19 protein-coding genes are annotated in these 24,261 nt (G+C 71.3%); 11 read left to right on the forward strand and 8 right to left on the reverse strand.

What is annotated here, in order from left to right; translation table 11 throughout:
• Positions 1-122: 122 nt before the first annotated feature.
• Positions 123-1,400 (reverse strand): PQQ-dependent sugar dehydrogenase, encoded by a 1,278-nt coding sequence (locus tag K8640_RS11130; protein ID WP_223747026.1) that lies wholly within the window; start codon positions 1,398-1,400, stop codon positions 123-125.
• 148 nt (positions 1,401-1,548) lie between these two features.
• On the opposite strand from K8640_RS11130, the gene K8640_RS11135 reads away from it, so the two are divergent.
• Positions 1,549-2,169: an NIF family HAD-type phosphatase gene (locus K8640_RS11135; RefSeq protein ID WP_223747027.1), complete on the forward strand. Its 621-nt coding sequence runs from the start codon at positions 1,549-1,551 to the stop codon at positions 2,167-2,169.
• Between the two features lie 37 nt (positions 2,170-2,206).
• Positions 2,207-2,629: a hypothetical protein gene (locus K8640_RS11140; protein ID WP_223747028.1), complete on the forward strand. Its 423-nt coding sequence runs from the start codon at positions 2,207-2,209 to the stop codon at positions 2,627-2,629.
• 10 nt (positions 2,630-2,639) lie between these two features.
• On the opposite strand, the gene K8640_RS11145 is transcribed toward K8640_RS11140, so the two are convergent.
• From K8640_RS11145 to K8640_RS11170, 6 genes are all read right to left on the reverse strand, one after another.
• Positions 2,640-3,602, reverse strand: coding sequence for a hypothetical protein (locus K8640_RS11145; RefSeq protein WP_223747029.1), 963 nt, complete (start codon positions 3,600-3,602; stop codon positions 2,640-2,642).
• 100 nt (positions 3,603-3,702) lie between these two features.
• A complete protein-coding gene (locus tag K8640_RS11150) occupies positions 3,703-3,993 on the reverse strand; it encodes a hypothetical protein (protein ID WP_046716308.1) in 291 nt (96 codons plus the stop codon).
• A gap of 112 nt (positions 3,994-4,105) precedes the next feature.
• A complete protein-coding gene (locus K8640_RS11155; protein ID WP_223747030.1) occupies positions 4,106-5,101 on the reverse strand; it encodes an aldo/keto reductase family protein in 996 nt (331 codons plus the stop codon).
• Positions 5,102-5,113: 12 nt separating this feature from the next.
• The gene (locus K8640_RS11160; protein WP_223747031.1) at positions 5,114-5,596 is read right to left on the reverse strand and encodes a DoxX family membrane protein; all 483 of its coding nucleotides are present in this window, start codon (positions 5,594-5,596) and stop codon (positions 5,114-5,116) included.
• Between the two features lie 50 nt (positions 5,597-5,646).
• Positions 5,647-6,372: a helix-turn-helix domain-containing protein gene (locus tag K8640_RS11165; RefSeq protein ID WP_370640333.1), complete on the reverse strand. Its 726-nt coding sequence runs from the start codon at positions 6,370-6,372 to the stop codon at positions 5,647-5,649.
• A 113-nt stretch (positions 6,373-6,485) separates the two neighbouring features.
• Positions 6,486-8,453, reverse strand: coding sequence for an alpha-amylase family glycosyl hydrolase (locus K8640_RS11170; protein WP_223747033.1), 1,968 nt, complete (start codon positions 8,451-8,453; stop codon positions 6,486-6,488).
• A gap of 241 nt (positions 8,454-8,694) precedes the next feature.
• Here K8640_RS11170 and K8640_RS11175 point away from each other — a divergent pair, with 241 nt between their 5' ends.
• From K8640_RS11175 to K8640_RS11210, 8 genes are read left to right on the forward strand one after another with little or no spacing between them, the layout of a single operon-like run.
• On the forward strand, positions 8,695-10,350 hold the full coding sequence (locus K8640_RS11175; protein ID WP_223747034.1) for a hypothetical protein: 1,656 nt from the start codon (positions 8,695-8,697) through the stop codon (positions 10,348-10,350).
• A 20-nt stretch (positions 10,351-10,370) separates the two neighbouring features.
• On the forward strand, positions 10,371-11,369 hold the full coding sequence (locus K8640_RS11180) for a MoxR family ATPase (protein ID WP_223747035.1): 999 nt from the start codon (positions 10,371-10,373) through the stop codon (positions 11,367-11,369).
• On the forward strand, positions 11,362-13,128 hold the full coding sequence (locus K8640_RS11185; RefSeq protein WP_223747036.1) for a hypothetical protein: 1,767 nt from the start codon (positions 11,362-11,364) through the stop codon (positions 13,126-13,128). Before K8640_RS11180 ends, K8640_RS11185 begins: the two co-directional genes overlap by 8 nt.
• Positions 13,125-14,099, forward strand: a complete 975-nt coding sequence (locus K8640_RS11190; protein ID WP_223747037.1) for an ABC transporter ATP-binding protein — start codon at positions 13,125-13,127, stop codon at positions 14,097-14,099. Before K8640_RS11185 ends, K8640_RS11190 begins: the two co-directional genes overlap by 4 nt.
• A complete protein-coding gene (locus K8640_RS11195) occupies positions 14,096-15,619 on the forward strand; it encodes an ABC transporter permease (RefSeq protein ID WP_223747038.1) in 1,524 nt (507 codons plus the stop codon). The genes K8640_RS11190 and K8640_RS11195 overlap by 4 nt, the downstream gene beginning before the upstream one ends.
• Before the next feature lie 14 nt (positions 15,620-15,633).
• Positions 15,634-16,482: a DUF58 domain-containing protein gene (locus K8640_RS11200; protein ID WP_223747039.1), complete on the forward strand. Its 849-nt coding sequence runs from the start codon at positions 15,634-15,636 to the stop codon at positions 16,480-16,482.
• Complete coding sequence (locus K8640_RS11205; RefSeq protein ID WP_223747040.1) at positions 16,479-18,209, forward strand: BatA and WFA domain-containing protein; 1,731 nt, start codon at positions 16,479-16,481, stop codon at positions 18,207-18,209. Before K8640_RS11200 ends, K8640_RS11205 begins: the two co-directional genes overlap by 4 nt.
• Positions 18,206-20,971 (forward strand): VWA domain-containing protein, encoded by a 2,766-nt coding sequence (locus tag K8640_RS11210; RefSeq protein WP_223747041.1) that lies wholly within the window; start codon positions 18,206-18,208, stop codon positions 20,969-20,971. The genes K8640_RS11205 and K8640_RS11210 overlap by 4 nt, the downstream gene beginning before the upstream one ends.
• A gap of 33 nt (positions 20,972-21,004) precedes the next feature.
• Here K8640_RS11210 and K8640_RS11215 read toward each other — a convergent pair whose 3' ends face one another.
• Complete coding sequence (locus tag K8640_RS11215; RefSeq protein ID WP_223747042.1) at positions 21,005-22,261, reverse strand: calcium-binding protein; 1,257 nt, start codon at positions 22,259-22,261, stop codon at positions 21,005-21,007.
• A gap of 306 nt (positions 22,262-22,567) precedes the next feature.
• Here K8640_RS11215 and K8640_RS11220 point away from each other — a divergent pair, with 306 nt between their 5' ends.
• Positions 22,568-24,250 carry a hypothetical protein gene (locus K8640_RS11220; RefSeq protein ID WP_223747043.1) on the forward strand — a complete coding sequence of 561 codons (1,683 nt, stop codon included), beginning with the start codon at positions 22,568-22,570 and terminating at the stop codon, positions 24,248-24,250.
• Positions 24,251-24,261: the final 11 nt, after the last annotated feature.

Consider the following 24,261-nt stretch of genomic DNA (forward strand, 5'->3'; position numbering starts at 1 on the left):
TGTCCGCTTCCCGGGCCCTCGGGCCACGACTGGAAACACATTTGTTGCCCGGCCGTCCGCCCCTTTTCAGGCCCGTCTCCCCACGCGGACTCGGAGTGCTGGTCCGCGTGGGTCCGGCACCTTCATTGGGGTGTCATCTTGAGCAGGCGGCCGTTCGGGTCGTCGGTGAGCAGGTACAGCGCGCCCTCGGGGCCCTGGACCACCTCGCGCACCCGCGCGTTGTTGGCGGGCTTGAGCCGCTCCTCGCCCACCACCCGGTCATCCTGGAGGACGAGCCGGATGAGCGCGTGCCCCGACAGCGCCCCGATGAAGATGTTGCCCTGCCACTCAGGGAACAGGCTCCCCGAGTAGATGGTCATCCCGGATGGAGATACCACCGGGTTCCAGAAGTAAACGGGTTGCTCCATGCCCGGGCCCTGGCCGGACTGGTGGATGGGGGCTCCGGAGTACTCGGTGCCGTAGCCGATGGTGGGCCAGCCGTAGTCCTTGCCGCGCTCCACCAGGTTGAGCTCGTCGCCGCCCAACGGGCCCATCTCCGCCTCCCAGAGCCGGCCGCGTGAGTCGAGCGCGGCGGCCAGGATGTTGCGGTGGCCCAGGGAGAAGATCTCCGAGCGGGCGCCGACCTGGTTGTAGAAGGGGTTGTTCGAGGGGACGGTGCCGTCGGGGAAGATGCGGACGATCTTGCCGAAGTGGCTGTTGAGCTGTCGGGCCTGGACGCGGCCGGGGAGGATGGAGCGCTCGCCCAGCGTGACGAACAGGGTGCCGTCCGGGTGGAACACGATGCGCCCGCCCGCGTGCAGCGTCGAGTCCAGCGTGGGCTTCATTCGGAAGATGATTTGCAGGGCCTCGATGCGCGGCTGGGGGCCGTCCACCAGCTTGCCTCGCGCGACGGCCAGGCCGTTGCCCGCGGTGGGCCGGCCGTTGCCCGCCTCGCGCGGCTCGTAATAGCTCCAGTAGATGTAGCGGCTCTGGGCGTAGTCGGGGCCCACCTCCACGTCCATCAGCCCGCCCTGGCCCCGGCCGTCCACGGGCGGCAGGCCCGCCACGGGCGCGGACTTCGCGCCCTGCTGCGTGACGATGTAGAGCTTCCCGGTGGGCTTCTCCGTCACCAGCATCCGCCCGTCCGGGAGGAAGGCGATGGCCCAGGGGTAGTTGAAGCCACTTGCAATGGTGGTGACTTTGTAACGCGTCTGCGAAACGACGACGGGGCCGTTGGTCTGGCCGGGGAAGGCGGGAGGGAAGGGGGACGCCAGGGCCGCGGCGCCCTGTGGGGTCTGGGGCGGCTCGACGGGTTTTGCTGTCTCCGGGGGTGGGGGCGCGGCGCTCTGGGCGTGGGCGGTTCCCGTGAGGGACAGGAAGAGGGCGCAGGCGAGGCTCGACAAAGACAGACACAAGCGCATGGGGATCCTCGGCGGGTGGTGGGTGGTCGAAGGGCAGCTAACCATCGCGTGCGCGGGCCGAGGCCCGAGGCTCGGGTGGCTGTGGCCGGTTGGACAGGTGAAGGGTTCGGCGTCAGTCCTTGCGGGGCGGCGCACGTCCCTTCGGGGCATGAAGACCGTCGCGACGCTGACAGAGGACGCCGACGCTCCGGGAACTGGGAGCGCGGCCCGCACGCTCCTGGTCCTCGACCTGGACGAGACGCTGATTCACGCGCGCGAGACGCCGCTGGCGCGCGCGGCGGACCTCGAGGTCTTCGGTTACCACGTCTACCTCCGCCCGCATCTGGCGCGCTTCCTGGCGGACTGCGCGAGGCGCTTCCGGCTGGCCCTCTGGTCCGCGGCGTCGGACGACTACGTGGCGGCGCTCACCGGGCGCATCCTCCCGCCGGGGCTCCGGCTCGACTTCGCGTGGGGGCGCAGCCGGTGCACCTTCGCGGCGGACTCGGCGCGTATCCAGGAGGAGGGGTTCATGGACCCGTCGCACTACGGCTACGTGAAGAAGCTGCGCAAGCTGCGGCGTCGGGGCTACCGGCTGGAGCGCGTGCTCATCGTCGACGACACGCCGGCCACGTGCGTCCACAACCATGGCAACGCCATCTACGTGAAGCCCTTCGAGGGCGACGTGGAGGATGCCGAGCTGCCGGCGCTCTCGCGCTACCTGGCGACGCTCGCGCACCTGCCCGACGTGCGACGGCTGGAGAAGCGGGGCTGGAGGACGGCGGGGACTTGAGGGACAGTCAGGAGCCTTCCTCCTGGAGGACTCCCGCATGTCGAACACGCCGCCCGATGACGATTCCTGGCGCTCCGTCCCGCCGCCGCCCCGGCCGCCGCACATGCCGCCCTCGCCCGAGGCGCCCGCGAGCGACCCGCGGATTCCCGAGGGCAGCGCGGACTACTCCGCGGCGTTGGCGGACTCGGCGGCGTACAAGCGCGGGGACATCGCCTTCGAGGAGCTCCAGCGGCGCGTGCTCGCGCGGGCGCTCCCGCCGCACCCCCTGGGGGACGCGTATCTCATGATGACGCCCCCTCCTCCGCCCCCCGGCATGCTCTCGAGCTTCAATCCGTTGCGGATGCCAGGCGACTGGCGCGGGACGTGGGGCGAAGTCGCGATGACGCTCTTCGCGGGCGACATCACCCATGCGGAGTACGAGCGCCTCCACGCGGCGGCGCATCCAGACTGCCGGCGCTGAGCGCCTGGCGTCACTCGGGATAGGACGACTTCGCGCTCGGCTTCGGTGCATCGCGCTGGCGCCGGTACTCCTCCATGTTCCGGCGGTACGCGGCCTCGCTCTCGAGTTCCTGGCGCAGCTTGTCCGGGTACTCGGCGGCGATGATGGGGGCGAAGGTCTCCAGGGCCTCCTTGAGCGCGGGGAAGGGCACCGCGTCCTTGTCGACGAGGATCTCCCAGGGCTCCGACGTCGAACCCCGCTGCATGGTGAAGCCGACGCCCTGCTCCAGCCAGGTCTGGGGCACCTCGATGCGGAGGATGCCGTGGGTGTTGCTGTCGCAGTCCTGCATGGAGACGGCTTTGGGGTACCTGTTGCGGCCCTTGGCGTCCCACCGCTTGTATTCGATGCCGCAGGCCTCGAGCGGTCGGAGCTGCTCCTGGACGGAGGCGAGCTCGGCCAGGTCTCCCACGTCCGAGGTCCGCAGGAAGCCCTCCTTCTGCAGGCCGATGGCCACCGCGGCCAGTCCCCCGCCGGCCGCGAGGATGAAGCACAGCATGACGAGCACCCACCAACTGGATGGCTGCTTGCGGGGGCCGGGGAGCGCGGGGAGGGGCGCGGGCTCGTGCATGTCGATGTTCTCGAGGGCGGCGCGTCCGAACAGCGGCGCCGCGTGGTAGCCGCAGAAGAAGGCGGCGAGCCAGGAGAGGGCGCGCACCCAGTTGGCGGTGGGCGTGACGGGCAGGAAGGTCAGACCCTGGAGCCACACGAGCGTCTTCGCCGCGAGCATGCCCGTGGTGAGCACCATGGCCGTGGCGAACAGGGTGACGTTCACGAGCGTCATGAAGGTCGACGAGCGCGAGCGGGCGAGGGGCAGGACGGCGGGGAGCAGGCGCAGCAACTTCGGGTACACCCACCGGCCCACGAAGAATCCCGCGAGCAGCGGAATCCAGAGCAGCAGCATGCCGAAGGCCTGGGCCTTGAAGAGTGGATCCATGCAGTGAAGATGCTCCGAGTGGCTCGCCCCTTGAAAGCCCCTTCGCGCAGCCGAAAGGCAAAAGAAACCCAGGGGCGAAAAGCGCCCCCGGGTCGAGGGCCTACTTGCAGATCTCCTTGGTCAGCTTGTCGCGCTGGGCCTGCTCGGAGGTGGCGCGCTTGACGGCGTCTTCCATGGCGTCGTCGGCCTTCTCCAGCGCGTCGAGCGCGCGGCTGTGGGCGCGGCCCTTCTTGGCGGCGACGAGCACCTCGCGCATGTCCTTGCGAGCCTGCTTCAGGGTGGTGAGCTGACCCTCGCGCTCGACGTACTCCTTCTTCGCCGCCTTGCACTCGGGCGTCTGCGCGGACGCGCTCGACGCGAACAGGATTGCGGAGATTACGAACCAACGCACACGCCACCTCCAGGAGAAGGACCTGGGCGCGAGTATAGGGCGGCGCGGCGACGGGGTGCAGCGGCGCGAGCACGCCGGGCTCACGTGGAGACCCGGCGCGTCGCGTGGGGCTTCAAATCTTGCGGTCCGGCACGTCGGTGAGGGCGGGGTTGCGCTCGATGACGGGGCCGAGCACGTCGTCGATGCGGCGCATCAGCTCGGGCTCCAGCTTCACGCCGGCGGCCTTCACGGTGTCGTGGACCTGCTCGGGGCGGGAGGCGCCGATGATGGCGGAGGAGACGCCCTTGTTCTGGAGCACCCAGGCGACGGCGAGCTGGGCCATGGTGAGGCCGGCCTCTTGCGCGAGCGGCTTGAGGTTCTGCACGCGGGTGAGCACGTCCTCCTTGAGGAAGCGCGCGATGAAGCGCGAGCCGGTGGGGTCGGTGGCGCGGCTGCCCGCGGGCGGCGGCTTGCCGGGGAGGTACTTGCCGGTGAGCACGCCCATGGCCATGGGGGACCAGACAATCTGACCGAGGCCCTCGTCGAGGGACGCGGGGATGACGTCTGCCTCGATGACGCGCCAGAGCATGGAGTACTGGGGCTGGCTGGAGACGAAGGGAATCTTCAGCTCGCGGGCGAGCTTCGCGCCCTGGCGGATCTGCTCGCCGGTCCACTCGGAGACGCCGATGTAGAGGGCCTTGCCCTGACGGACGATGTCGGCGAAGGCGAGCATCGTCTCCTCGAGCGGCGTGGCGGTGTCGAAGCGGTGGGCCTGATAGAGGTCCACGTAGTCCGTCTGGAGGCGGGTGAGCGAGCCGTGGATGGACTCCATGATGTGCTTGCGCGACAGGCCCCAGTCGTTCTTCCCGGGGCCGGTGGGCCAGTAGACCTTGGTGAACAGCTCGTAGCTGGCGCGGCGCTGGCCCTTGAGGGCTCGGCCGAGGACGGACTCGGCGCGGGTGCTCGCGTAGACGTCGGCGGTGTCGAACGTGGTGATGCCCACGTCCTGCGCGGCCTTCACGCACGCGAGCGCGGCCTCTTCTTCCACCTGGGAGCCGTGCGTGAGCCAGTTGCCGAAGGAGATTTCACTGACGGCCAGACCGCTGCGACCAAGATGACGGAAGTTCATGGGGTGGCGAGCCTAACCAGCCATGGCGCGCCTCGCACGGCTTTGGGAGGGCAACAGTCCACCGGCCCACGCCACCCAGGCGATGTAGACGAGCTGGAAGGGGAGGCGCAGCCAGAAGTACCAGTCCGGGAAGGGCAGCACGTGTGAGGCGGAGTTGGCCGAGGCCTCGTGGAGGTTCGCGGGGAGGATGGCGACGAGCAGCGCGATGAGGCCGAGTGCCGCGAGCTTTCGGGTGCGCGGGAGGAGGAGGCCCACGCCGCCTGCGACTTCGAGCACGCCGGACAGGAGCGTCCAGAAGCGGGGTGAGGGGAGCTGCGGCGGAATCATCGCGTCGTAGCGCGCGGGCATGAGGAAGTGCATGACGCCGGCGCCGATGAAGAAGACGCCCGCGGCCACGGCGGCGCGGCTCGCGGGGGTGGAGAGCGCGGGCAGCCTGCGCAGCGGGGGCAGGTGGAAGAGGGCGAAGAACGAGAGCAGCACGAGGGCGAAGGACACGGCGAGGCTCCTGGCTCGGAAGGTCGGGAGGGGTCCCGGCCTGACGCTGCTCAAGATGCGTCGAGGGCCCTGGCCTGGGCTTGAACGAACTGGCTGCGACGTTGGAGGAAGGAGGGCGTGGTGCCGAACATGCGCCGGAAGGTGCGCGTCAGGTGGGCGGAGTCGGAGAAGCCGGCGGCGTGCGCGGCCTCTCCGGCGGTGCGTCCGGAGGCGATGGCGCCGGCGGCGCGCTGGAGTCGGAGCCAGAGGAGATAGGGGCGCAGGGGCACGCCGGTGGACTCGGTGAAGGCGTGCATCAGGCGGCCGGAGGACAGGCCGGCGACCTCGGCGAGCGCTTCGAGGGAGGTGTCCTCGGGAGCGGGGTCGGCGCGCAGGTGGCGCAGGAGCTTGCGCACGCGAGGGTGCATGCGCGGGGCGGCGGTGGTGCTGGGGCCGGCGAGGGCTTCCAGCGTGGACTCCATCCACGGGCCGATGTCCGCGTGGGGAATGGGCCCCGCGCGCTGCAGACTGGCGAGCAGGGCGTCGCGCGCGGCCTCGTCGAAGAGTCGGACGGATTCGGTGAGGGACGCGCGGAGGCGCAGACCGTCATGGCTCTCGGGCTCGACGAAGAGGAGGACGACCTCCGTGCCTCGGGCATCGAGCGCGTGTGGGACATCGGGCCCCACGAGGACTCCGGCCGCGCGCGTGTCCTTCCTGGCCGAGTCCACGCGGATGGAGAGCGTGCCCGTGCGGCACAGCATGAGGTGCATCGCGTGGTGGGCGTGCTTCGACGACATGTCCCCGGGGCCCCACATGGCGAGCGCAGCCGGCCACACCACCAGGGGCATGTCCGGCCACGGAGCGCGAGGCGCGAGGTCAGGAGGTCGGGCGAGCAGCATCCGCCCGCAGGCTACCAGCGGTCCCTGGAGAGAATCACCGCGCTGTACGCGCCCAGGGACACGGCTCCGCGCGCGGGCATTCCATCCCGCGCTCCCCACGTGCTCCAGAAGTCGTGCACGTGCGTGCCGCCGAAGTCCGGTGAGTAGCCCTGCCAGTCGCTGTTGAACCGCACCCGCCACAGTCCATCCGAGGGCAGGCCCAGCTCGTACCCGCTGAACGTCCGGTGCCCCAGGTTCACGATGACCACCACGTCGTCACCCGCTCCACCGTGCTGCCACCGGTGGAACGCGAGCACCTTGTCGTCGTGGTTCAGGTGGAAGACGTTGACGCCCTCGCCCCGCAGCCCCGCGCTCGTGTCGTGCCAGTTGCGCCGCAGGCGGATGAGGTCCCGATGCGCCTGGAGGATTCCCCCGAACCAGTCCGACTTGTTCCAGTCCAGCGGGTCCCCATCATCGAAGTGCCCGTCCTCCAGGAACTCCTGCCCCATGAACAACATCGGAATCCCCGGCGCCGTCAGCGTCAGCGCCGCGCCCAGCAACGCCTTCTTCTTCGCCAGCACGTCCCCGGGGTTGTACGGCGACACCTCCGTGGGCAACCGGCTGCGGCCGTTCGCCACCTCGTCGTGGCTCTCCGTGAAGATGACCCGCTGCATCGACTGACCGTTGTAACGGAAGTACAGCGCGTCCCGGACCGCGCTCAAGTCCCGCCACTCGTCGAACGGCGCCGTGAGCGCGGCGCGCACCGGGTGCACGAAGGCCGCGTCCCACTGCGCGTCGAACCCCGCTCCTTGCGGATGCGTCACCGCCGGGTCCGCCGCCATGTCCTCCGCGATGAGCAGCTTCCACGGGAACTCGCGCTTCACCGCCTCCGTAATCGAGCGCAGCAGGTCCCAGCCCGCCGGATTGTCCACGCCGCTCGTGGTGCGAATCTCCTTCGTCGCGTCCACGCGCAAGCCATCCATGTGGTACTCGCGCAGCCACATCAGCGCGTTGTCACGCAGGTAGTCGCGCACCTCGTGACGCCCGTAGTCCGGACGCGTGTCCCCCCACGGCGTGCTCGCGCGCCAGTCCGCGTAGAAGTACACGCCCCCTCGGCCGAACGTCTCTCCATCGAAGTCCCAGTGCGGCAAGTCACTGGGCCCCAGGTGGTTGTAGACCACGTCCATGATGACGCCGATGCCGCGCCGGTGCGCCTCGTCCACGAAGCGCTTCAGGTCGTTCGGCGCGCCATACGTGCTCTCCGGCGCGAACGGGAACGTCGGGTTGTAGCCCCACGAGAAGTCCCCCGCGAACTCCGCCGAGGGCATCAGCTCCACCAGGTTCACGCCCAAATCCCTCAGGTAGTCGAGCTTGTCGATGGCGCTCAACCAGTGCCCCGGCCCCCAGCCCGGTGAATCGTGGAACGTGCCGATGTGCAGCTCGTAGATGACCGCCTCGTGCCGCGCGGGCATCTGGAAGTGCCCGTCGTACCGCCACACGAAGTCACGGTGGTCCAGGATGACGCTGTTGCCCGTGGAGTGCGTGACGTCCGCGGCCCTCGGGTCGTTGCGCCAGCGCCAGTCGCCATAACGGCCCTGCACGATGTACTGGTACTGCTGTCCGTTGTACGCCCCCTGGATGTCCCGGGAGAAGTTGCCCGAGGGCTCGCGCGCCAGCTCCACCGCGTGCCAGTGGCTGAAGTCCCCCACCACCTGCACGCGCTGCGCATGCGGCGCCCACACGCGGAACGTCGCGCCGCCGTCGTACGGAATCACGCCCATGCCCGGACGCCATGACGGCTCCGGCTGTGCCTCCATCGGAACGAACGCCGTGAGCTCGCCCGGGACCTGGAGCTGCTCCGCCGGTCCGAACAGCTCGGGCGCCGAGCGCGAGCGCGCGGTGCGCCGTGACACCTCGTTGCCTCGGGCCCTGCACGCCGTCTCGCTGAAGTCCTTGCGCGGCTGGCGCACCTCGTTCGATTTCGCCTCTCGCGTCGACATGGATTCCCCCCGGAAAGCGGATGCTTCGCGATGCGCGCCATTCCGACAGCGCGTCGCGGCGGGAGGCAAAGCCCACCTTGTCGCCCCCCGTTCAGTTCAGGGCAGTGCCCGGGTGTTTTCCCGTCCTTCGAGAGCAGGCGACCGTTCAGGTCGACACGAACGCCGCCCACCTGCCCCCGCCGACGCTCGACACCGAGCGGCTTGTCCGGGCACCCCGAGTGTCCGACACTGGTCCTTCCTCATGGCCGCCAGCGAAGAACGCCGCCTCCAGGCTCTGGTGCTTGCTCCGGTGCGCCGCGTCCAGCGACGCCTCAATGCCCTCGCGTGGGCGGAGGCCGGCCTCGCTCCCCTCTGGGCCACCAGCACCGCCTGCGTGCTGGCCCGGCTCCTGTTGCGCCAGCAGTGCGTCTGGGCCCTGCCGCCGCTCGTGCTCGCGGGCCTCGCATGGTGGTGGCGACGTGCCCGCGCGCGCCATGTCTCGCTCGAGCATGCGGCCGTGCTCGCGGACCGCTCGGCCAACGCGGGCGGGTTGCTGCTCACCCGGCTGGAGCGCCCCGTGGGGGAGTGGGAGCTCTCCGTCAATCAGCTCGCCCGCGAGGTGAAGCCTCCGCAGCTGAAGTGGCGGCGCCCCGTGGCGGCGCTCGCCGGCGCGCTGGTGTTCGCCCTCATCGGCTTCCTGATGCCGTTGCCCGCGCCGCGCGCGTCCCGGGGTGTCCATGCCGCCGCCGCGGCGAAGGTGGACGCGGTGAAGGCACAGGCCGAGGCCCTGGCCCGCGAGGAGCCCCTGGGCGAGGCCGTGGAGGACGAGCTGCGTCGCCTGTCCGAGGAAGTGGCTTCGGGTCGCTTCGACTCGGGTGACTGGGAGGCCGCCGACTCGATGGAGCGTCGACTCGCCGAGCGCGCCGCCGAGGCCGCCGCCGAGCTGGCCCAGGCCTCCGAGGCCGCGCGTGAGCTGGAGGATGCGCTCGGCGCCGCGGGGGGCGCGGAGTCCGCGTCCCGTGAGCGCGAGGCCCTCGAGCGCGCGCTCATGGCGCTCCAGTCCGCGGGCGCGGAGGGCTCGGCGCAAGAGGGCTCCGAGAACGGGCAGCAGGGCTCGGAGCAGGGCGCCTCGAACTCCGGACAACAGGGCGGCGAGCAGGGCGCGTCGAACTCGGGGCAACAGGGCGGTGAGCAGGGCCAGGCGAACGCGGGACAACAGGGCGGCGAGCAGGGCCAGGCGAACGCGGGACAGCAAGGCGGCAATCCGAGCGAAGGTCAGCAGGGCGCTTCGCGCCAGGAGCAGGCGCGCGCCCAGTCCTCCGGTTCGGTGGACCAGATCTCGGAACTGCGCCAGTCGCTGGAGCGTCGAAGGCAGTCGCTCGCCCAGCGCTTCGAGCCGCGTGAGGGGCAGGGCGCGCAGGCCCGCAGTCAACGCTCGCGTCCTCGACAAGGCTCGAGTGGGCGGCAGGAAGGAAATCGCCAGCAATCGGGCCAGGGACAAGGCGGCGAGGGGCAGGAGGGCGGTGAAGGGCAGGAAGGCGGCGAGGGGCAGGAGGGCGGCGAAGGCCAGGGCGGCGGGCGCGGCAACAGCCAGGGCCACGCGAGCCGTGCGGTGCGCCAGGGCGCGGGCTCGGGGGCTCCCTCGGAAGGGGGCGGCTCGAATCCGCTCGTCTTCGGGGGCGCGGCGGAGATGGACCCGGACCGGCTCGCGTTCGAGCCGCTTCCGGAGGGACACGGCGGCGAGGCCGGTGAGCTGTGGGGGCTCGAGGCGGCGGACCCTCGGCGAGGCACGGGGGCCCGGGGCGCGGCGCGCGGTCAGGGGACCAGCGCTCAGGGCGACGCGGCGGCGGGGACCGGCGGACAGCCGCTGCTGCCGCGCAACCGCGACCTCGTGAAGCGGTACTTTGGTGGAGAGTAGTCCGGAAGGGGAGAACACACGTGGCAGCGGAACTTCTCAGTCCCGCCGAGGCGCAGGGGGCGGCGGAGGTGGCGAACCAGCTCAAGGCCCGGCTCGACACCGTCATGCTGGACCAGCAGACCGTCGTCGAGCAGGTCGTCATGGCGGTGCTCGCGCGCGGACACGTGCTGCTCGAGGGCCTGCCCGGCCTGGGCAAGACGGAGCTGTGCAAGTCGCTGGCGAAGCTGCTCGCGCTGCCCTTCCGCCGCATCCAGTTCACCCCGGACCTCCTGCCCGGCGACATCACCGGCACCTACGTGCTGGAGGGCGAGGGCCGCCGCGACTTCGTCTTCCGCGAGGGCCCGCTGTTCGCCAGCCTCGTGCTCGCGGATGAAATCAACCGCTCCAGCCCGAAGACGCAGGCCGCGCTGCTGGAGGCCATGCAGGAGCGCCGCGTGACGGTGCTCGGCCAGACGCGCGCGCTGCCGGACCCGTTCTTCGTGCTCGCCACGCAGAACCCCATCGAGCTGGAGGGCACCTATCCCCTGCCCGAGGCCCAGCTCGACCGCTTCCTCTTCCGCATCCAGGTGCCCCCCGTGGGCGCCAAGACGCTGCGCGCGCTGCTCACCACGCGCGTGCGCGGCGCGCCGCCGGAGCTGTCCCCCGTGCTCGACGCGGACGGGCTCGCGCGCCTGTTCGCCGCCGTGGACCGCGTCCACCTGCCCGGCCCGGTGGCGGACTTCATCGGGCGGCTGGTGGAGGCGAGCGACCCGCGCCAGGCCTCCGCGCCCGAGGCCGTCCGCCGCTTCGTGCGTTATGGCGCGAGCCCCCGCGCCGCGCTCGCACTCGCGGCGGCCGGACGCGCGCGGGCCTTGATGCACGGCCGGCCCAACGTCGGCTTCGACGACGTGGTGGCCGCCGCCCCCGCCGCGCTCAACCACCGGCTGGTGCTCGCGTACGAGGCCTCGCTGGAGAAGGTGTCCGCGTCGGACGTGGTAGGCGCGCTGCTGCAGGCCGTGCCCGAGGTGCCGCGTGACTAGCGTCGTGGTGCTGTCGGTGTGGCTGCTCCTGGGGACCCCGCCGCCGGTCGTCGAGGCGGCCGCTCCCGTGGACGTCGCCACCGCCGCCACGGCCGTGAAAGCGCCTACCGGCTACCGCGATGCGAGCGGCTCGGTGGACTCGCTCGCCCAGGACTACCTGCGCGTCACGGTGCGCCGGGGCTCGCTCAAGCCCCAGCGCGGCTACTGGGCGGCGGAGGTGACCCTCCACAACGGCGACGCCCAGCCGCACCCGGTGCACCTGTCCTTCCGACCCTCCTACGGCGACGTCACGCACGCCGTCGAGCGCACCGTGGAGCTGGCGCCTCGCCAGCGGCTCGTCACCTGGTTGATGGCGCCCGTGGCCTGGCACTCCGGCGCGCTGACCGTCGAGGTCCCCGGCCTGCCGCCCATCACCGAGCACCTGTTCCCCGACAACGACCGCTTCGAGCCCGTGCTGGTGGTGGGCAACAGCGAGTCCTTCGAGGCCGTCACGGGCCTGACCAAGACGCCGGAGCAGGAGGACCCGCTGTTCTCCGTGCGCTTCATCGACGCGCAAGAGGCGCCGCGCGAGCTGGCGGCCTACGCGGGCTTCGAGATGGTGGTCCTCACCGAGACGGCGACGAAGGTCCCCGCGGATGTGTGGGCCGTGCTGGAGTCCTATGCGCTGTCGGGAGGCCGGCTCGTCGTCGCCAACCCTCCGAGGGACTTGCGCGAGCGGCTGCAGCTGCTCCAGTCCGTCCCGCTCCAGGACGGGCCCTACGCCTTCGGCGGCGTGTGGACCTGCGACAACTCCGCGGCCACGTGTCGGCACAAGATTCAGTCGGAGCTGTCGACCCTCACGGATGACAACCGGGGCAAGACGCGCCCGCAGGGGCTGCGCTCGCGGTGGGCCTCGAAGGTGTCGTTCGGTGACGACGAGGCGCCGCTGCTGGGCACCGCCCGCGCGCCGGTGGGGCCGTTCCTGCTCCTGATGACGGCGTTCGCGCTGCTGGTGGGGCCCGGGGCCTGGTGGCTGACGAAGCGCCGGGGCCCGGTGGCGGTGCTCATCGCGGTGCCCGCCGTGTCGCTGGTGACGTGCCTGGTGCTCATCGCCTGGTCCGTGCTGGTGGATGGCTTCGCGGTGCACACGGCGCGCTACAGCCTGACGTACCTGGATGGCGCCCGGGCCCGCGCGGTGACGGTGGGGTTGTCGGGCTGGTACGCGAACCTGTCACCCGAGCCGCTGCGCCTGCCCTCGTCGAGCGTGCTCATCGCTCCGCACGACACGGAGGACCTGATGGCCGACCTGGACTGGACGGGCGGGCTCACCGTGGGAGACGGCTTCCTGCCACCGCGCACCTATCGCGAGTGGGGAGAGCTCGCGGTGGTCCCCTCGCGCGCCCGACTGGTGCTGGTGGAGACGGGCGGAGAACCCAAGGTCCAGAACGCGCTGGGCGTCGTCGTGGAGGAAGGCATCCTGCGCTGGAACGGTCAGGTGCGCCGGCTGCCCCGGCTGGCGGATGGCGAGGAGGGCGCGCTGGGGGCCGCGGAGCCGGACCTGGGGCCCTCGCAGGCCAACGCGGCGGACACCCTGGTGGAGGTGGGCATGCCCTCCTCGGCCCAGTACCGCCTGCAGGCCGCGCTGCCGCTCTTCCGCAGGGAGCTGAAGGACAAGGAGTTCGTCGTGCGCACGAGTGGCCCGGGCCCGTTGCCCACCAGCGCCTTGAGCGCGGAGGTGGAGGCGAGCGTGCATCTGATTCGGGGCGAGGTGAGGCCATGAGCGCGTTGCTGGAGGTGAAGGGCCTCAGGCGCGACTACGGCGCCCTGCGGGCGGTGGACGACGTGTCCTTCCAACTGGAGGCGGGCAGCATCCTGGGGTTCATCGGGCCGAACGGCGCGGGCAAGAGCACCACGCTGCGCATCCTCGCGACGCTGGACGCGCCCACGTCCGGCGAGGTGCTGCTCGGGGGCCACTCGCTGGTGGACACGCCGGACAAGGTGCGGCCGCTCATCGGCTACATGCCGGACCGGTACGGCACCTATGACGACGTCACCGTCTTCGAGTTCCTGGACTTCTTCGCGCGCGCCTATGGGCTGACGGGCGCGAAGCGGCGCCAGCGCGTGGAGTCGGTGATGGGCTTCACGGGCCTGGGGCCGCTCGCGGACAAGCTCACCACCGCGCTGTCCAAGGGAATGCGGCAGCGCGTGGCGTTGGGGCGCACGCTGTTGCACGACCCCCAGCTGCTCTTGTTGGACGAGCCGGCGGATGGCCTGGACCCCCGGGCGCGCATCGAGCTGCGCGAGCTGCTGCGGGCGCTGGCGGACCAGGGCAAGGCGGTCATCATCTCCAGCCACATCCTCACGGAGCTGGCTGAAATCTGCGACACGTGCGCCATCATCGAGCAGGGGCGCCTGCTGGCCACGGGCAAGGTGGAGGACCTGCTCCAGCAGGACACGAACCTCGCCTCGGTGGAGCTGACGGTGCGCCTGGCGACGGGGCCGGAGTCGGAAGGTGCGTGGGCGCGCGCGGAGCGGCTCCTGCTGGAGCAGCCCCGGGTGTCGCGGGTGTCGAAGGAGGGTGAGTCCCTGCGGGTGGGTCTGGAGCTGGAGCCCGGCACGGGCGCGGACGTGGCGTCGGCGGCGCTCCTGGCGGTGCTGGTGACGGCGGGCCTGCCGGTGTGCGCGTTCGGCATGCGTGAGCGCAACCTCGAGGATGCCTTCATGACGGTGACGAAGGGGAGGCTCGCGTGAGCGCGCCCATGGAGACGACCTCGGGGGCGCCCGTGGCGGAGCCGACCGGTGGCGCGGTGTCCGCGAGCGGCGGCGGCTTCCAGGCGCGGTGGGGGGACCGGCTCAACCCGCTGGTGGTGAAGGAGGTCCGTCAGGGCTTCCGCACGCGCATCTTCTGGGCGTGCTTCGGGTTGATGCTGCTGTCGTGCGTGGTGCTGGCGCTGGTGGCCTTCGTGCAGACGCGGGACGCGGCGTTCTCCCAGTTCGGGCAGACGTACTTCTTCGCGTTCTTCGTGTGCCTGGCGGTGGTGCACTTCTTCGTGATTCCGTACAGCGCGTACCGCTCGCTGGCGCGGGAGCGCGAGGACGACACGTGGGTGCTGCTGGTGCTCACGGGGCTGGGGCCTCGGAGGATTCTACGGGGCAAGGTGCTGTCGTTCCTGGTGCAGGCGGCGCTGTATGCCTCGGCGGTGGGGCCCTTCCTGCTCTTCAGCTACTACCTCAACGGCATCGCGCTGCCGACCATCCTGGTGGTGTTGGGGTTGAGCGCGGCGTGGCTCGTGTTCCTCACGGTGGTGGCGGTGTGCGCGGCGACGCTGGCGGACAGCCGGATGGGGCGGGGCCTGGTGCACTTCGTGGTGCTGGGCGCGTTGGGCCTCGCGTTCGCGATGGCGCTCGGCATCGCTAGCGCGCTGACGGACGCGGCGGACCGGCTGCTGCACACGGACGGGGTGTTGCTCGCGATGAGCATCTGTCTGGGGTTGATGCTCCTGGACGGGTGGCTGTTGTTCGAGGTGGCCGCGTCGCGGCTGTCCTTGTCCACGGAGGACTACACGCGCGGCCCGCGTCGGGCGGTGGCGGCGCAGATGGGGGTGGCCCTGCTCGCGGGCCTGGTGCTCTGGTGGGTGGATGACAAGAAGCACGTGGTGACGGAGGTGTTCGCCACGCTGGGGACGGTGCACCTGACGCTGGTGAGCCTGTTCATGGCCTCGGACGTGGATGGACAGGCGCGCGCGCTGCGAGCGGACACGGGCCCCTGGTCGCTGATGCGGCCGGGCGCGCTGCGGGGCTTCCGGCTGGCGGTGTTGCTGTTGGTGGGCTGGAACGTCGCGTGGTTCCTGGCGGCGCTCTTCTCCGAGCACACCTCGTCGCGCAGCGAGCCGTTCCGCATGGTGATGGCGGTGATGCCGGCGTACTCGGTCCTCTACCTGTCGTTGGCGTTGCTGTTGGGGCGGATGTCGAAGTCGGACCGGTTCTCCTCGCCCGCGGCGGTGCGGCTGCTCTTCGTGGCGACGGTGGGTATGGCCGCGGGCCTGCCGCCGCTCTTCGCGGAGGTGGTGGGGCTGGAGGCGGGCGATTCGTTGATCAACCTCCTGAACCCGGTGGTGGGGGTGGCCAACTTCTCGTCGCATGACTACTCCACGGGGCTGCCCGAGATGTCCTGGGCCATGGTGGGCTTCCTGGGAGGGCTGGCGCTGCTGTGTGCGTTCATGGCCGACCGGGTGCTGACCGAGCGTGAGAAGCGGGCCCATCGGCTGTGAGCGGGCCCGCTCCCATGGACGAAGCGGCGGTGGGGCGGCTGGCCCCGGGGCTCGCGCTGGCGCTGCCGCGAGGGCCGCACCGGGGCCGGGTGGGCGAGGTGCGCGCGTCGTCGATGGGCAGCTCGCTGGAGCTGCATGACTTCCGGGCGTACCAGCCGGGAGATGACCTGCGGCAGCTCGACTGGAACGCGGTGGCGCGGACCGATGAGCTCATCCTCCGGGTGCGGCAGGACGAGGTGTCGCCCCGGGTGGAGGTGGTGGTGGATGGCTCTCGCTCCATGGCGCTGTCGCCGCGCAAGGCCGCGTGCGCGAGGGAGCTGGCGCTGCTGGTGTGCGAGGTGGCGGCGCGGCAGGGGTTGAGCCCGACGCTGCTCACCACGGCGGTCCGCGCGGAGCGGATGCAGGGGGCGGGGTGTCGGGCGGTGCTGCGGGCGCTCGAGTTCGACGCGCGGGATGACCTGGCGACGGCGCTGGGGCGACTGCCTCCGCCCCGGCCCTGTGGGCTGCGCGTGGTGGTGAGTGACTTCCTGTTCGAGGCGGACCTGCCCGCGCTGGTGTCCCGGCTGTCGCGTGGGGCGGCGGGGTGCTTCCTGGTGCAGGTGTTGGATGAGGAGGACCTTTCGCCTTCGGGAGGTGAGGGCGCCAGGTTGGTGGACTCGGAGAGCGGCGCGGCGTTGGAGGAGCTGCTGACGGAGGACGTGCTGGCGGCATATGCGCGGCGCTTCGAGGAGCATCAGAGATTGCTGCGGGGCGCGGCGCTGCGTGCGCGTGGGCTGCTGGTGACGGCGCCAGCCACGGAGTCGCTGGCCGCGCTGGTGGCGGGGCCGCTGCATCCGCTCTTCGTGGCGGGAGGTGGCGCGTGAGCTTCGGCTTCCCGTGGGGCTTGCTGGCCCTGGGCGCGCTGGTGCCGTTGGTGGCGGCGTACTTCCTGCGGCGGCGGCAGAAGCCGGTGGTGGTGAGCGCGCTGTTCCTGTGGCGCACGCCGAGCCCTCGCGCCGAGGCGGGGCCTCGCTGGGAGCGCTTCACGCGGGAGGTGTCGCTGCTGCTGGAGGTGCTCGCGGTCATCGCCGCGGCGCTGTATCTGGCGGACGTGCGACTGGGTGAGTCGGCTCGGAGTCGACACCTGGTGCTCGTGGTGGATGGGAGCCTGTCCATGTCCGCGCGGGGGCCGGACAACGTGACGGTGCTGGAGTTGGTGCGCCGCGAGGCCGCGCGTCGGGTGGAGACCGCGAAGGCCACGCGGGTGACGGTGCTGGCGACGGGCATGACGCCCCGAGTGCTCGCGGGGCCGGAGGCGGAGCCTTCGCGGGCGTTGGCCGCGCTGGAGTCCTTCAATGCGCTGGGCGCGGACCATGACCCCATCCCCACGTTGTTGTGGGCACAGGAACTCGCGGGGCCGGGGAAGCACGTGGACTTCTTCACCGATGCGCCGCCGGCCGAGGGGCTCGTGGTGCCCGCGCCGGTGCGGTGGACGGCGCTGGGCACGGCGCGCGACAACGTGGCGCTCGTCTCCGCGCAGCGGAAGGACGAAGGCGGTGCGTCGACGGTGACGCTGCGGGTGGCGCGCTTCGGTGTGGGGCCGGACTCGGTGTCGGTGCGGATGACCGCGCAGCCTGGGGCGGGCGCGAAGCAGGGGACGTCGCGCGCGGAGACGGTGTCGTTCAAGGATGGGGAGACAGCCACGGTGCGCGTCACGTTCCAGGACGCGGGCGAGGTGAGCGTCTTCATCGCTCCGGATGCACTGCCGGAGGACAACCGGGCGACGCTGCCCGTGTCGTCGGCGCGGCCGCTCGCGGTGCGTCTGGCGCAGGGGCTGGGGCCGCTGGAGCGGGGCGCGCTGGAGCGCTTCGTCTCGGCCATCCCGGACCTGTCGCGCGAGGCCGCGGCGGAGGACGTGTTGCTCATCGGTCCGCAAGGCACGGATGCACGGGTGACCGTGGGGGCGACGGGCAAGCCCCGGACCTTCGTGGGTCCGTTCTTCTCCGAGAAGGGGCACCCCTTGCTCGACGATGTGCAGCTCGCGGGTGTGCGTTGGTCCGCGGGGGAGAACCCGCCCGGACGTCCGCTCATCACCGCGGGGGAAGCGGTGCTGGTGTCGGAGGGAGAGGACGGACGTGTGCACCTCAACGTCGACCTGGCCCGCTCCAATGTGCAGCGTGTGTCCGCGTGGCCGGTGTTGCTGGGCAACGTGGTGCGCGAGGCGCGTCGCTCGCGGGAGGGCTTCGCGCGAAGGCAGCTCTCGCTGGGCGAGCCGCTCCAGGTGGTGACGCTGCCCGGCGAGCGCTACACGCTGGTGGGGCCGGAGGGGGAGAATCCCGTGTTCGGCGCGGGCGCGGTGAGCCTGCCTCCGCCTTCCTCGCCTGGACGCTACGAACTGGAGCGCGACGGTGAAGTCGTCGACGCCGCGGTGGTGCTGACGATGGATGCGCGCGAGTCGGACCTGCGCGGACGCGGCAGCGTGGACATCCCCCCGCGTGAGTCCGGCGAGGATGCAGAGGGAGCAGGGGCCTCCGAGCGGATGCGCTGGCCGCTGGTGCTGCTCCTGCTCGCGCTGATGGGCGACTTCTACGTCACGAGGCGGGTGTCATGACCTTCGCGCTCCCGCAGGCGTGGATGCTGCTCATCCCGCTCGGCCTCTTCCTGTGGAAGTACGGCCGCAGGCCCGGTCCGCCGATGTGGCTGCGCGCCACGTTGGTCGTGCTGGTGGTCGGCGCGCTGTCCGGCCCGAGCTGCCGCCGCGAGGACGCGGGCAGTGACGTGGTCGTCGTGGTGGACCGCTCCGCGTCCATGCCTCGCGACGTGGACCGCACGGCCCAGGAGCTCCTCTCGCACCTGGAATCCCAGCGGCGCCCCGGCGACCGCGTGGGCGTCATCACCTTCGGCCGCGAGGCCCGGGTGGAACAGCCCCTGTCTTCGGTCGGCGCCTTCGGTGGCTTCAGCCGACCGTTGGACGCCGAGGCTTCGGACCTCTCCGCCGCGCTCGACGCCGCCAATGTCCTCATCCCGCAGGAGCGCACCGGCCGCGTGCTCGTCCTCTCCGACGGCCGCGCCACCGGCACGGATGCACGAGGCGCGGCGCGCAGGCTCGCGGCCCGAGGCATCGCCGTGGACTGGCGACAGCTCGCCCGGCCCGAGCCCGCGCTGGACGTCGCCGTCGTCTCGCTCAACGTGCCCACCGTCGTGGCCGCGCGCGAGCCCTTCCAGTTCTCCGCCCAGGTGTACGCCTCGGCGGCCGTCACCGGCACCGTGCGCCTGGAGCGCAACGGCCGCGTGCTCGTGAAGGGCCCCTTCGACTTCCTGCCCGGCCCCAATGTGCTGCCGCTCAGGGACCTCATCGAGGAGCCCGGCCTCGCGCGCTACCAGCTCACCGTGGAGGTCCCCGGCGACGGCGTGGTGGAGAACGACAAGGGCCTCGCGGTGCTGCGCGTCGAGGGCCCGGGCCGCGTGCTGCTGCTCACCCACCAACCCAAGGGCACGCTCGCGCAGGCGCTCCAGGCCACGGGCCTGCTCGTCGATGTCCGCGCCCCCTTCCGCCTGTCCCTCGATGACCTGGACGGCGTGGGCAGCGTGGTGCTCGAGAACGTGGACGCGAACCTGCTCGGCGAACCGGGCCTCAACGCGCTCGCGTCCTACGTGGAGCAGGCCGGCGGCGGGCTCGTGATGACCGGCGGACGCGAGAGCTTCGGCGAGGGCGGCTACCGTCGCTCGCCCATCGAGCCCCTGCTCCCCGTATCGCTGGAGATGCGCGAGGAGGTCCGCCGCGCCTCCATCGCCATCAGCATCCTGATGGACTGCTCGTGCTCCATGGGCGTCACCGTGCCCGACGGGCGCACCAAGATGGAGGTCGCCGCCGAGGGCGTCGTCGCCGCGCTCTCACTGCTCAACCCCCAGGACGAGGCCTCCGTGCACATGATCGACACGGAGACGCACGAAATCTTCCCGCTGCGCTCGGTCCAGGCGGGCCTGCCCTTCGACAAGGTCGCCCAGGGCTTCAGCGGAGGCGGCGGCATCTACGTGGGCGAGGCGCTGCGCTCCGGCCGCAAGCAAATCCTCCAGAGCGACAAGGCCACGCGCCACGTGCTGCTTTTCTCTGACGCGGCCGACTCCGAGGAGCCCGACGACTTCCGGCGCACGCTCGAGGAGCTCCAATCCAAGTCGGTGACGGTGTCGGTCATCGGCCTGGGCACACCGAAGGACTCCGACGCCAAGCTCCTCATGGAAGTCGCCCAGCGCGGCGGCGGGCGCATCTACTTCGCCGAGGACGCGATGAGCCTGCCGCGCATCTTCAGCCAGGAGACGCTCGCGGTCGCCCGGGCCACCTTCATCGATGAGCCCGTGTCGATGGAGGCCGCGCCCGACCTGCCGCTCCTGGGCCGGCTCCCCTCCGAGGGCCTGCCCCAGGTGGGCGGCTACAACCTCACGTACCTGCGCCCTCAAGCCAACGTGGCGCTGCGCACGCTCGACACCCACGCGGCCCCGGTCCTCGCGATGTGGCCCCGAGGCGCGGGCCGCACCGTGGCCTTCACCGCCGAGGTCGACGGCCCGTTCACCGGAGAGCTGCGCCAGTGGGCCTCGCTGCGCGCGACGCTGGAGGCGATGGTGCGCTGGACGCTGGCGGGCTCGTCTCCGCTGGGCGAGGCGGTGGTGCGCTCCGAGCGCCGCGGACACCTCCTGCGGGTGACTCTGGACCTGCCTCCCGAGGCGCCGCTGCCCGGCACGCTGCCCTCGATGATGTTGCTCGCGGGCGATGGCAGGTCGGAGCCGGTGGAGGTGCCCATGCGCTGGGAGGACGACGACCGGCTGGTGGCGGAGCTCCCACTGGAAGGCAGCGGCACATGGCACCCGGTGGTCCGCGTGGGCACGCGCGCCTTGAGGGCACCGCCCGTCGCGCTGCCGTACGCTCCGGAGTTCGAGCCAGGAAGTCCGAAGGAGGGTCTGGCGCTGCTGCGCGCCCTCGCCGCCGTGGGAGGCGGCGTGGAGCGACTGTCCATGACGGGCCTCTTCGCCGAGGCCCCCGAGTCCGAGGGCCAGCTCGCGCTGGCGCCGTGGTTGGTGTCGCTCGCGATGCTGGTGTTGCTCGCCGAGGTGGCCGTGAGGCGCTTGCTCTCCGCGCCCCGGCAGCGCGTGGCCACCGCGGCTTCACGGGGCACCGCCACGCCGAGAGGGGCCGCTCCCGGCGTGACGATGCCCGCACCCGACAGCACACGGGGCGCCTTGGAGTCGCCCACGTCCACTTCGAGCACCCCGGAGCCGAAGACAGACACCTCCGGGGCGAAACCATCAGGGGAGGGCGGCGTGGACTCGGCGCTGGAGGCCGCGCGCGCCCGCTCCCGTCGTCGACTGGACCGGTGAGTGGCGAGACGCGCCGCCCGGCTCGGGCCGGGTTCACAGATACGGCGTGGTGCTCACCGGATTGCCGAGTTCGCTCTGGAGCGTGTTGCGCACGGACATGCTCACGGGCCACCGCCAGGCGGTCTCGAACACGTCGGCCAGGTTGACGTTGGCCGCGCGGCTGGCGGCGAGCACGAAGTTGTCCGCCGAGGTGTAGGGGCTCGTCGCCGTGCCGGAGATGGCGCCCACCTTGCGCCAGAGCTGGAAGATGAAGGGCCAGCCATGGACGTGCTTGAGGCGGAGCACGAAGGAGGCGAACAGGTCCGTCGTGTCCAGGCCGCCGACGCCCTGCTTCACGAGCAGCGTATTCGCCCAGTCATGCTGGTAGCACGTCGTGCTGCCCGGCGAGACGCGCGTGCCGGAGACGCCCGGCGTCGTGCACGGCGCCGTGGCGATGCGGTACGTGTTCACCAGGCTCTTCACGTTGTTGTAGAGGCTCGCGTGCCCCGTGGAGACAGGCAGCGCGTAATAGTCCATGGACAGGAAGCGCATCAGCACCGCGTAGCCCGTCACCATGGCGTGGGCGTAGTTGCCGTTGGTGGACGCGAGCTGGTTCTCGTAGAACCAGAAGTTGCGGCCCAGCTCGTAGAATCCCGTGTTGTTGAGCGTCGCCACCGTGGCGAGGGCTTCCGCGCAGATGTCCGTCTGGTACAGGTTGTAGCGGAACTCGATGCCCGTCCGGCCGCGCTCACCGCAGGCCGGGTCCGTGGAGCTGCCGCAGCCCGTCGCGTACCCCGAGGGCAGCACGGCCATGCTGTTCAAGCCGTAGTAGTTGCGGAAGAGCGAGGGCTGAGCGCCCGTGACGTCCTTGTAGAAGGTGTAGCCCCGGTCGAACCCATCCACCAGCAGGGCCATCTGCGCGGTGATTTCCTTCGTCGAGCTCGCGCAGGTGGTGATGTCCGGCGTGCGCAGGGCGACGTACTGCCCCTTCCAGACATAGAGCGAGTGCGTCAGCCCCTGCTGCGACGTGTAGTTCGCGCGGAGCTGGCAGTACCAGGAATAGGCGTCGTTGAAGTTGCGGTACGCGGCCTGGAAGCCATTCGTGTGCTGCGTCTGGCACGCCTGGTTGAGGTCCATTCCCAGGTACTGGCCATTCTTGTAGCAGGACCAGCCATACGCATTGTTCGCGGTCAGCGTGGCGAAGGCTCCCGAGCCGTAGCGCTGCACGCAGTGCGCGGTGAGGTCCAGCCCGGGCAGTTGGAGGGCGGCCTGCGCGCTCCCCGGCGCGACGGCTCCCCAGACCAACGCCACGGCTCCAACGGCCCCAAGACATGAACGAGCAATCGCGGAGCGCCTGGCGCCCCACGGCTGGTGCTGAGACATGTGGTGATTCCCCCTCTGCGAAATGACGCGGGCCGCCCCGACCTGGAGGTGTCGTCACGGGATGAGGGGGCGGCCCGCTCCCCTTGAAGCTCACAGGGTAAAGACGAGATACACGGAAAGAGCGGTATGCACAACTGGGTCAAAATAGTTCCCCACTATCAAAAGTTGATGCTCGGTTCATGCGGTCAGGACCACCCCAGGAGGTGGGAGGGATCCGGGGTAAGAGGGCGGCCGATGACGGACGCACGGTGGACGCGCGTGGGACTTGGGCTGGGACTCCTGGGGTTGGGGGTGCTGGCCGCGCGGCTGGCCTTGCACAAGGCCTTCAGCATCGACGAGTTCCAGTATGCCCATGCGGCGTGGCTCGTCTCGAAGGGGCAGGTCCCTTACCGGGACTTCTTCGAGGTGCACTTCCCGCTCGTGTACCAGGCGCTGGCGCCGCTGTTCTGGCTGCTGGGGGACTCGCCCAGGGGCGTGCTCGCGTTGCGCGCGGCCATGCTGGTGCCGCTGTTGGGGAGCTGTGTCGCGGTGGCGGTGCTGAACCGGCGCGAGGGCCGGGCCGTGCGCTGGCTGGGGCCGGTGCTGCTGCTCTCGTGCGTGCCCTTCACGCGCTTCGCCACGGAGATTCGCCCGGATGCGCTGTCCACGGCGCTGTTCCTGGGCGCGCTCGCGGCGCTGTCGGTGCGGCCGGGGACGCGGTGGCCAGGCTTCGTGGCGGGGCTGGCGTACGTGACCGCGCTGTGGGCCTCGCAGAAGGTGCTGTTCTTCGGCGGGGTGGTGGGCGCGGCGCTCGCGGTGGACCTGATGGTTCGGCGCGGACGTGCACCCGCGCTGGTGACGCAGCCGGGGATGTTCCTGGCGGGCGCGGGCGTGGGGCTCGCGGCGGTGGCGGCGTACCTCACGGCGACGGCGTCGTGGAGCGCGTGGTGGCAATGGTGCTTCGTGTGGGCCGCCGAGCACCAGCGTCACTATCCCGGCTTCTCGCCGTGGGACTACCTGGGGCCGGTCTTGCGTGAGCAGCCGTGGCTCTTCGGCCTGGCGGGGCTGGGCGTGGCGGCGACGGTGAGGCGGTGGTGGAGCACCGGCCCCGAGCGCTGGGCGGACGCGGACCTGCCGTTGCTGCTCGCGGTGGTGGCGACGTTCGGCTCGTACGCGCTCCAGCGCGCGCCCTTCCCGTACAGCCTGCTGCCCTGGCTGGGCGTGCTCGCGCCGTTCATGGCGCGTGGGGTGGGCTTCCTCGTCGAGCACGTGCGCGCGAGGGTGGCGCTGGGTGTGGCATTGGGAGCGCTGGTCTGCCTGCAGGTGTGGCGACTGGAGTCCCTGCTCGACGGGGACGGCAATGCCAGACAGCGGGAGGTGCTGGGGCGCATCGCCACGCTCACGGGGCCCGAGGACGTGGCCTACGACAACTCCGGTGGCTACGTGAGCCGGCCGCACGCGCACTTCTACTTCTACACGGACGCGTACCTGCGCGGCGCCATCCCGGACCAGCTGGCGCGCGAGGTGCCCGAGGCGCTGGTGGAGAAGGGCTGCGTGCTGCGCGTGGATGACCTGCGGACGTCCGGGTTGCCGCCCGGGCTGCGCGGGTTCCTCGACACGCACTACCAGCCGTACGACGGGGACCTGTTCCTCTGGGGCCAGCGGTACGACGTGAAGAACGGGGACAGGCTGGAGGACCGCTTCCTCGCCGTGCGTCAGGGTCGCTACTTCGTCGAGCCCGCGTCCGTGCTCGAGACGGGCGCGCTGTTCATCGACGGCCAGCGGGTGACGCAGGCGGAGCTTGTGCTCGAGCGCGGCGAGCACCCGGTGCGCTACGAAGGGCCCGCGGAGCGCTTCCACCTGCTCTGGCTTCCTCGCGACGGCCGGCGATGGACGCCGCGGCCGGACGCGAGGCCCACCTACTCACGCCTGTTCTGAGCGGGACCGCG

Origin of the sequence: Myxococcus sp. XM-1-1-1, assembly GCF_020037095.1 — a bacterium.
In the GTDB taxonomy this organism is placed as follows: domain Bacteria; phylum Myxococcota; class Myxococcia; order Myxococcales; family Myxococcaceae; genus Myxococcus; species Myxococcus fulvus.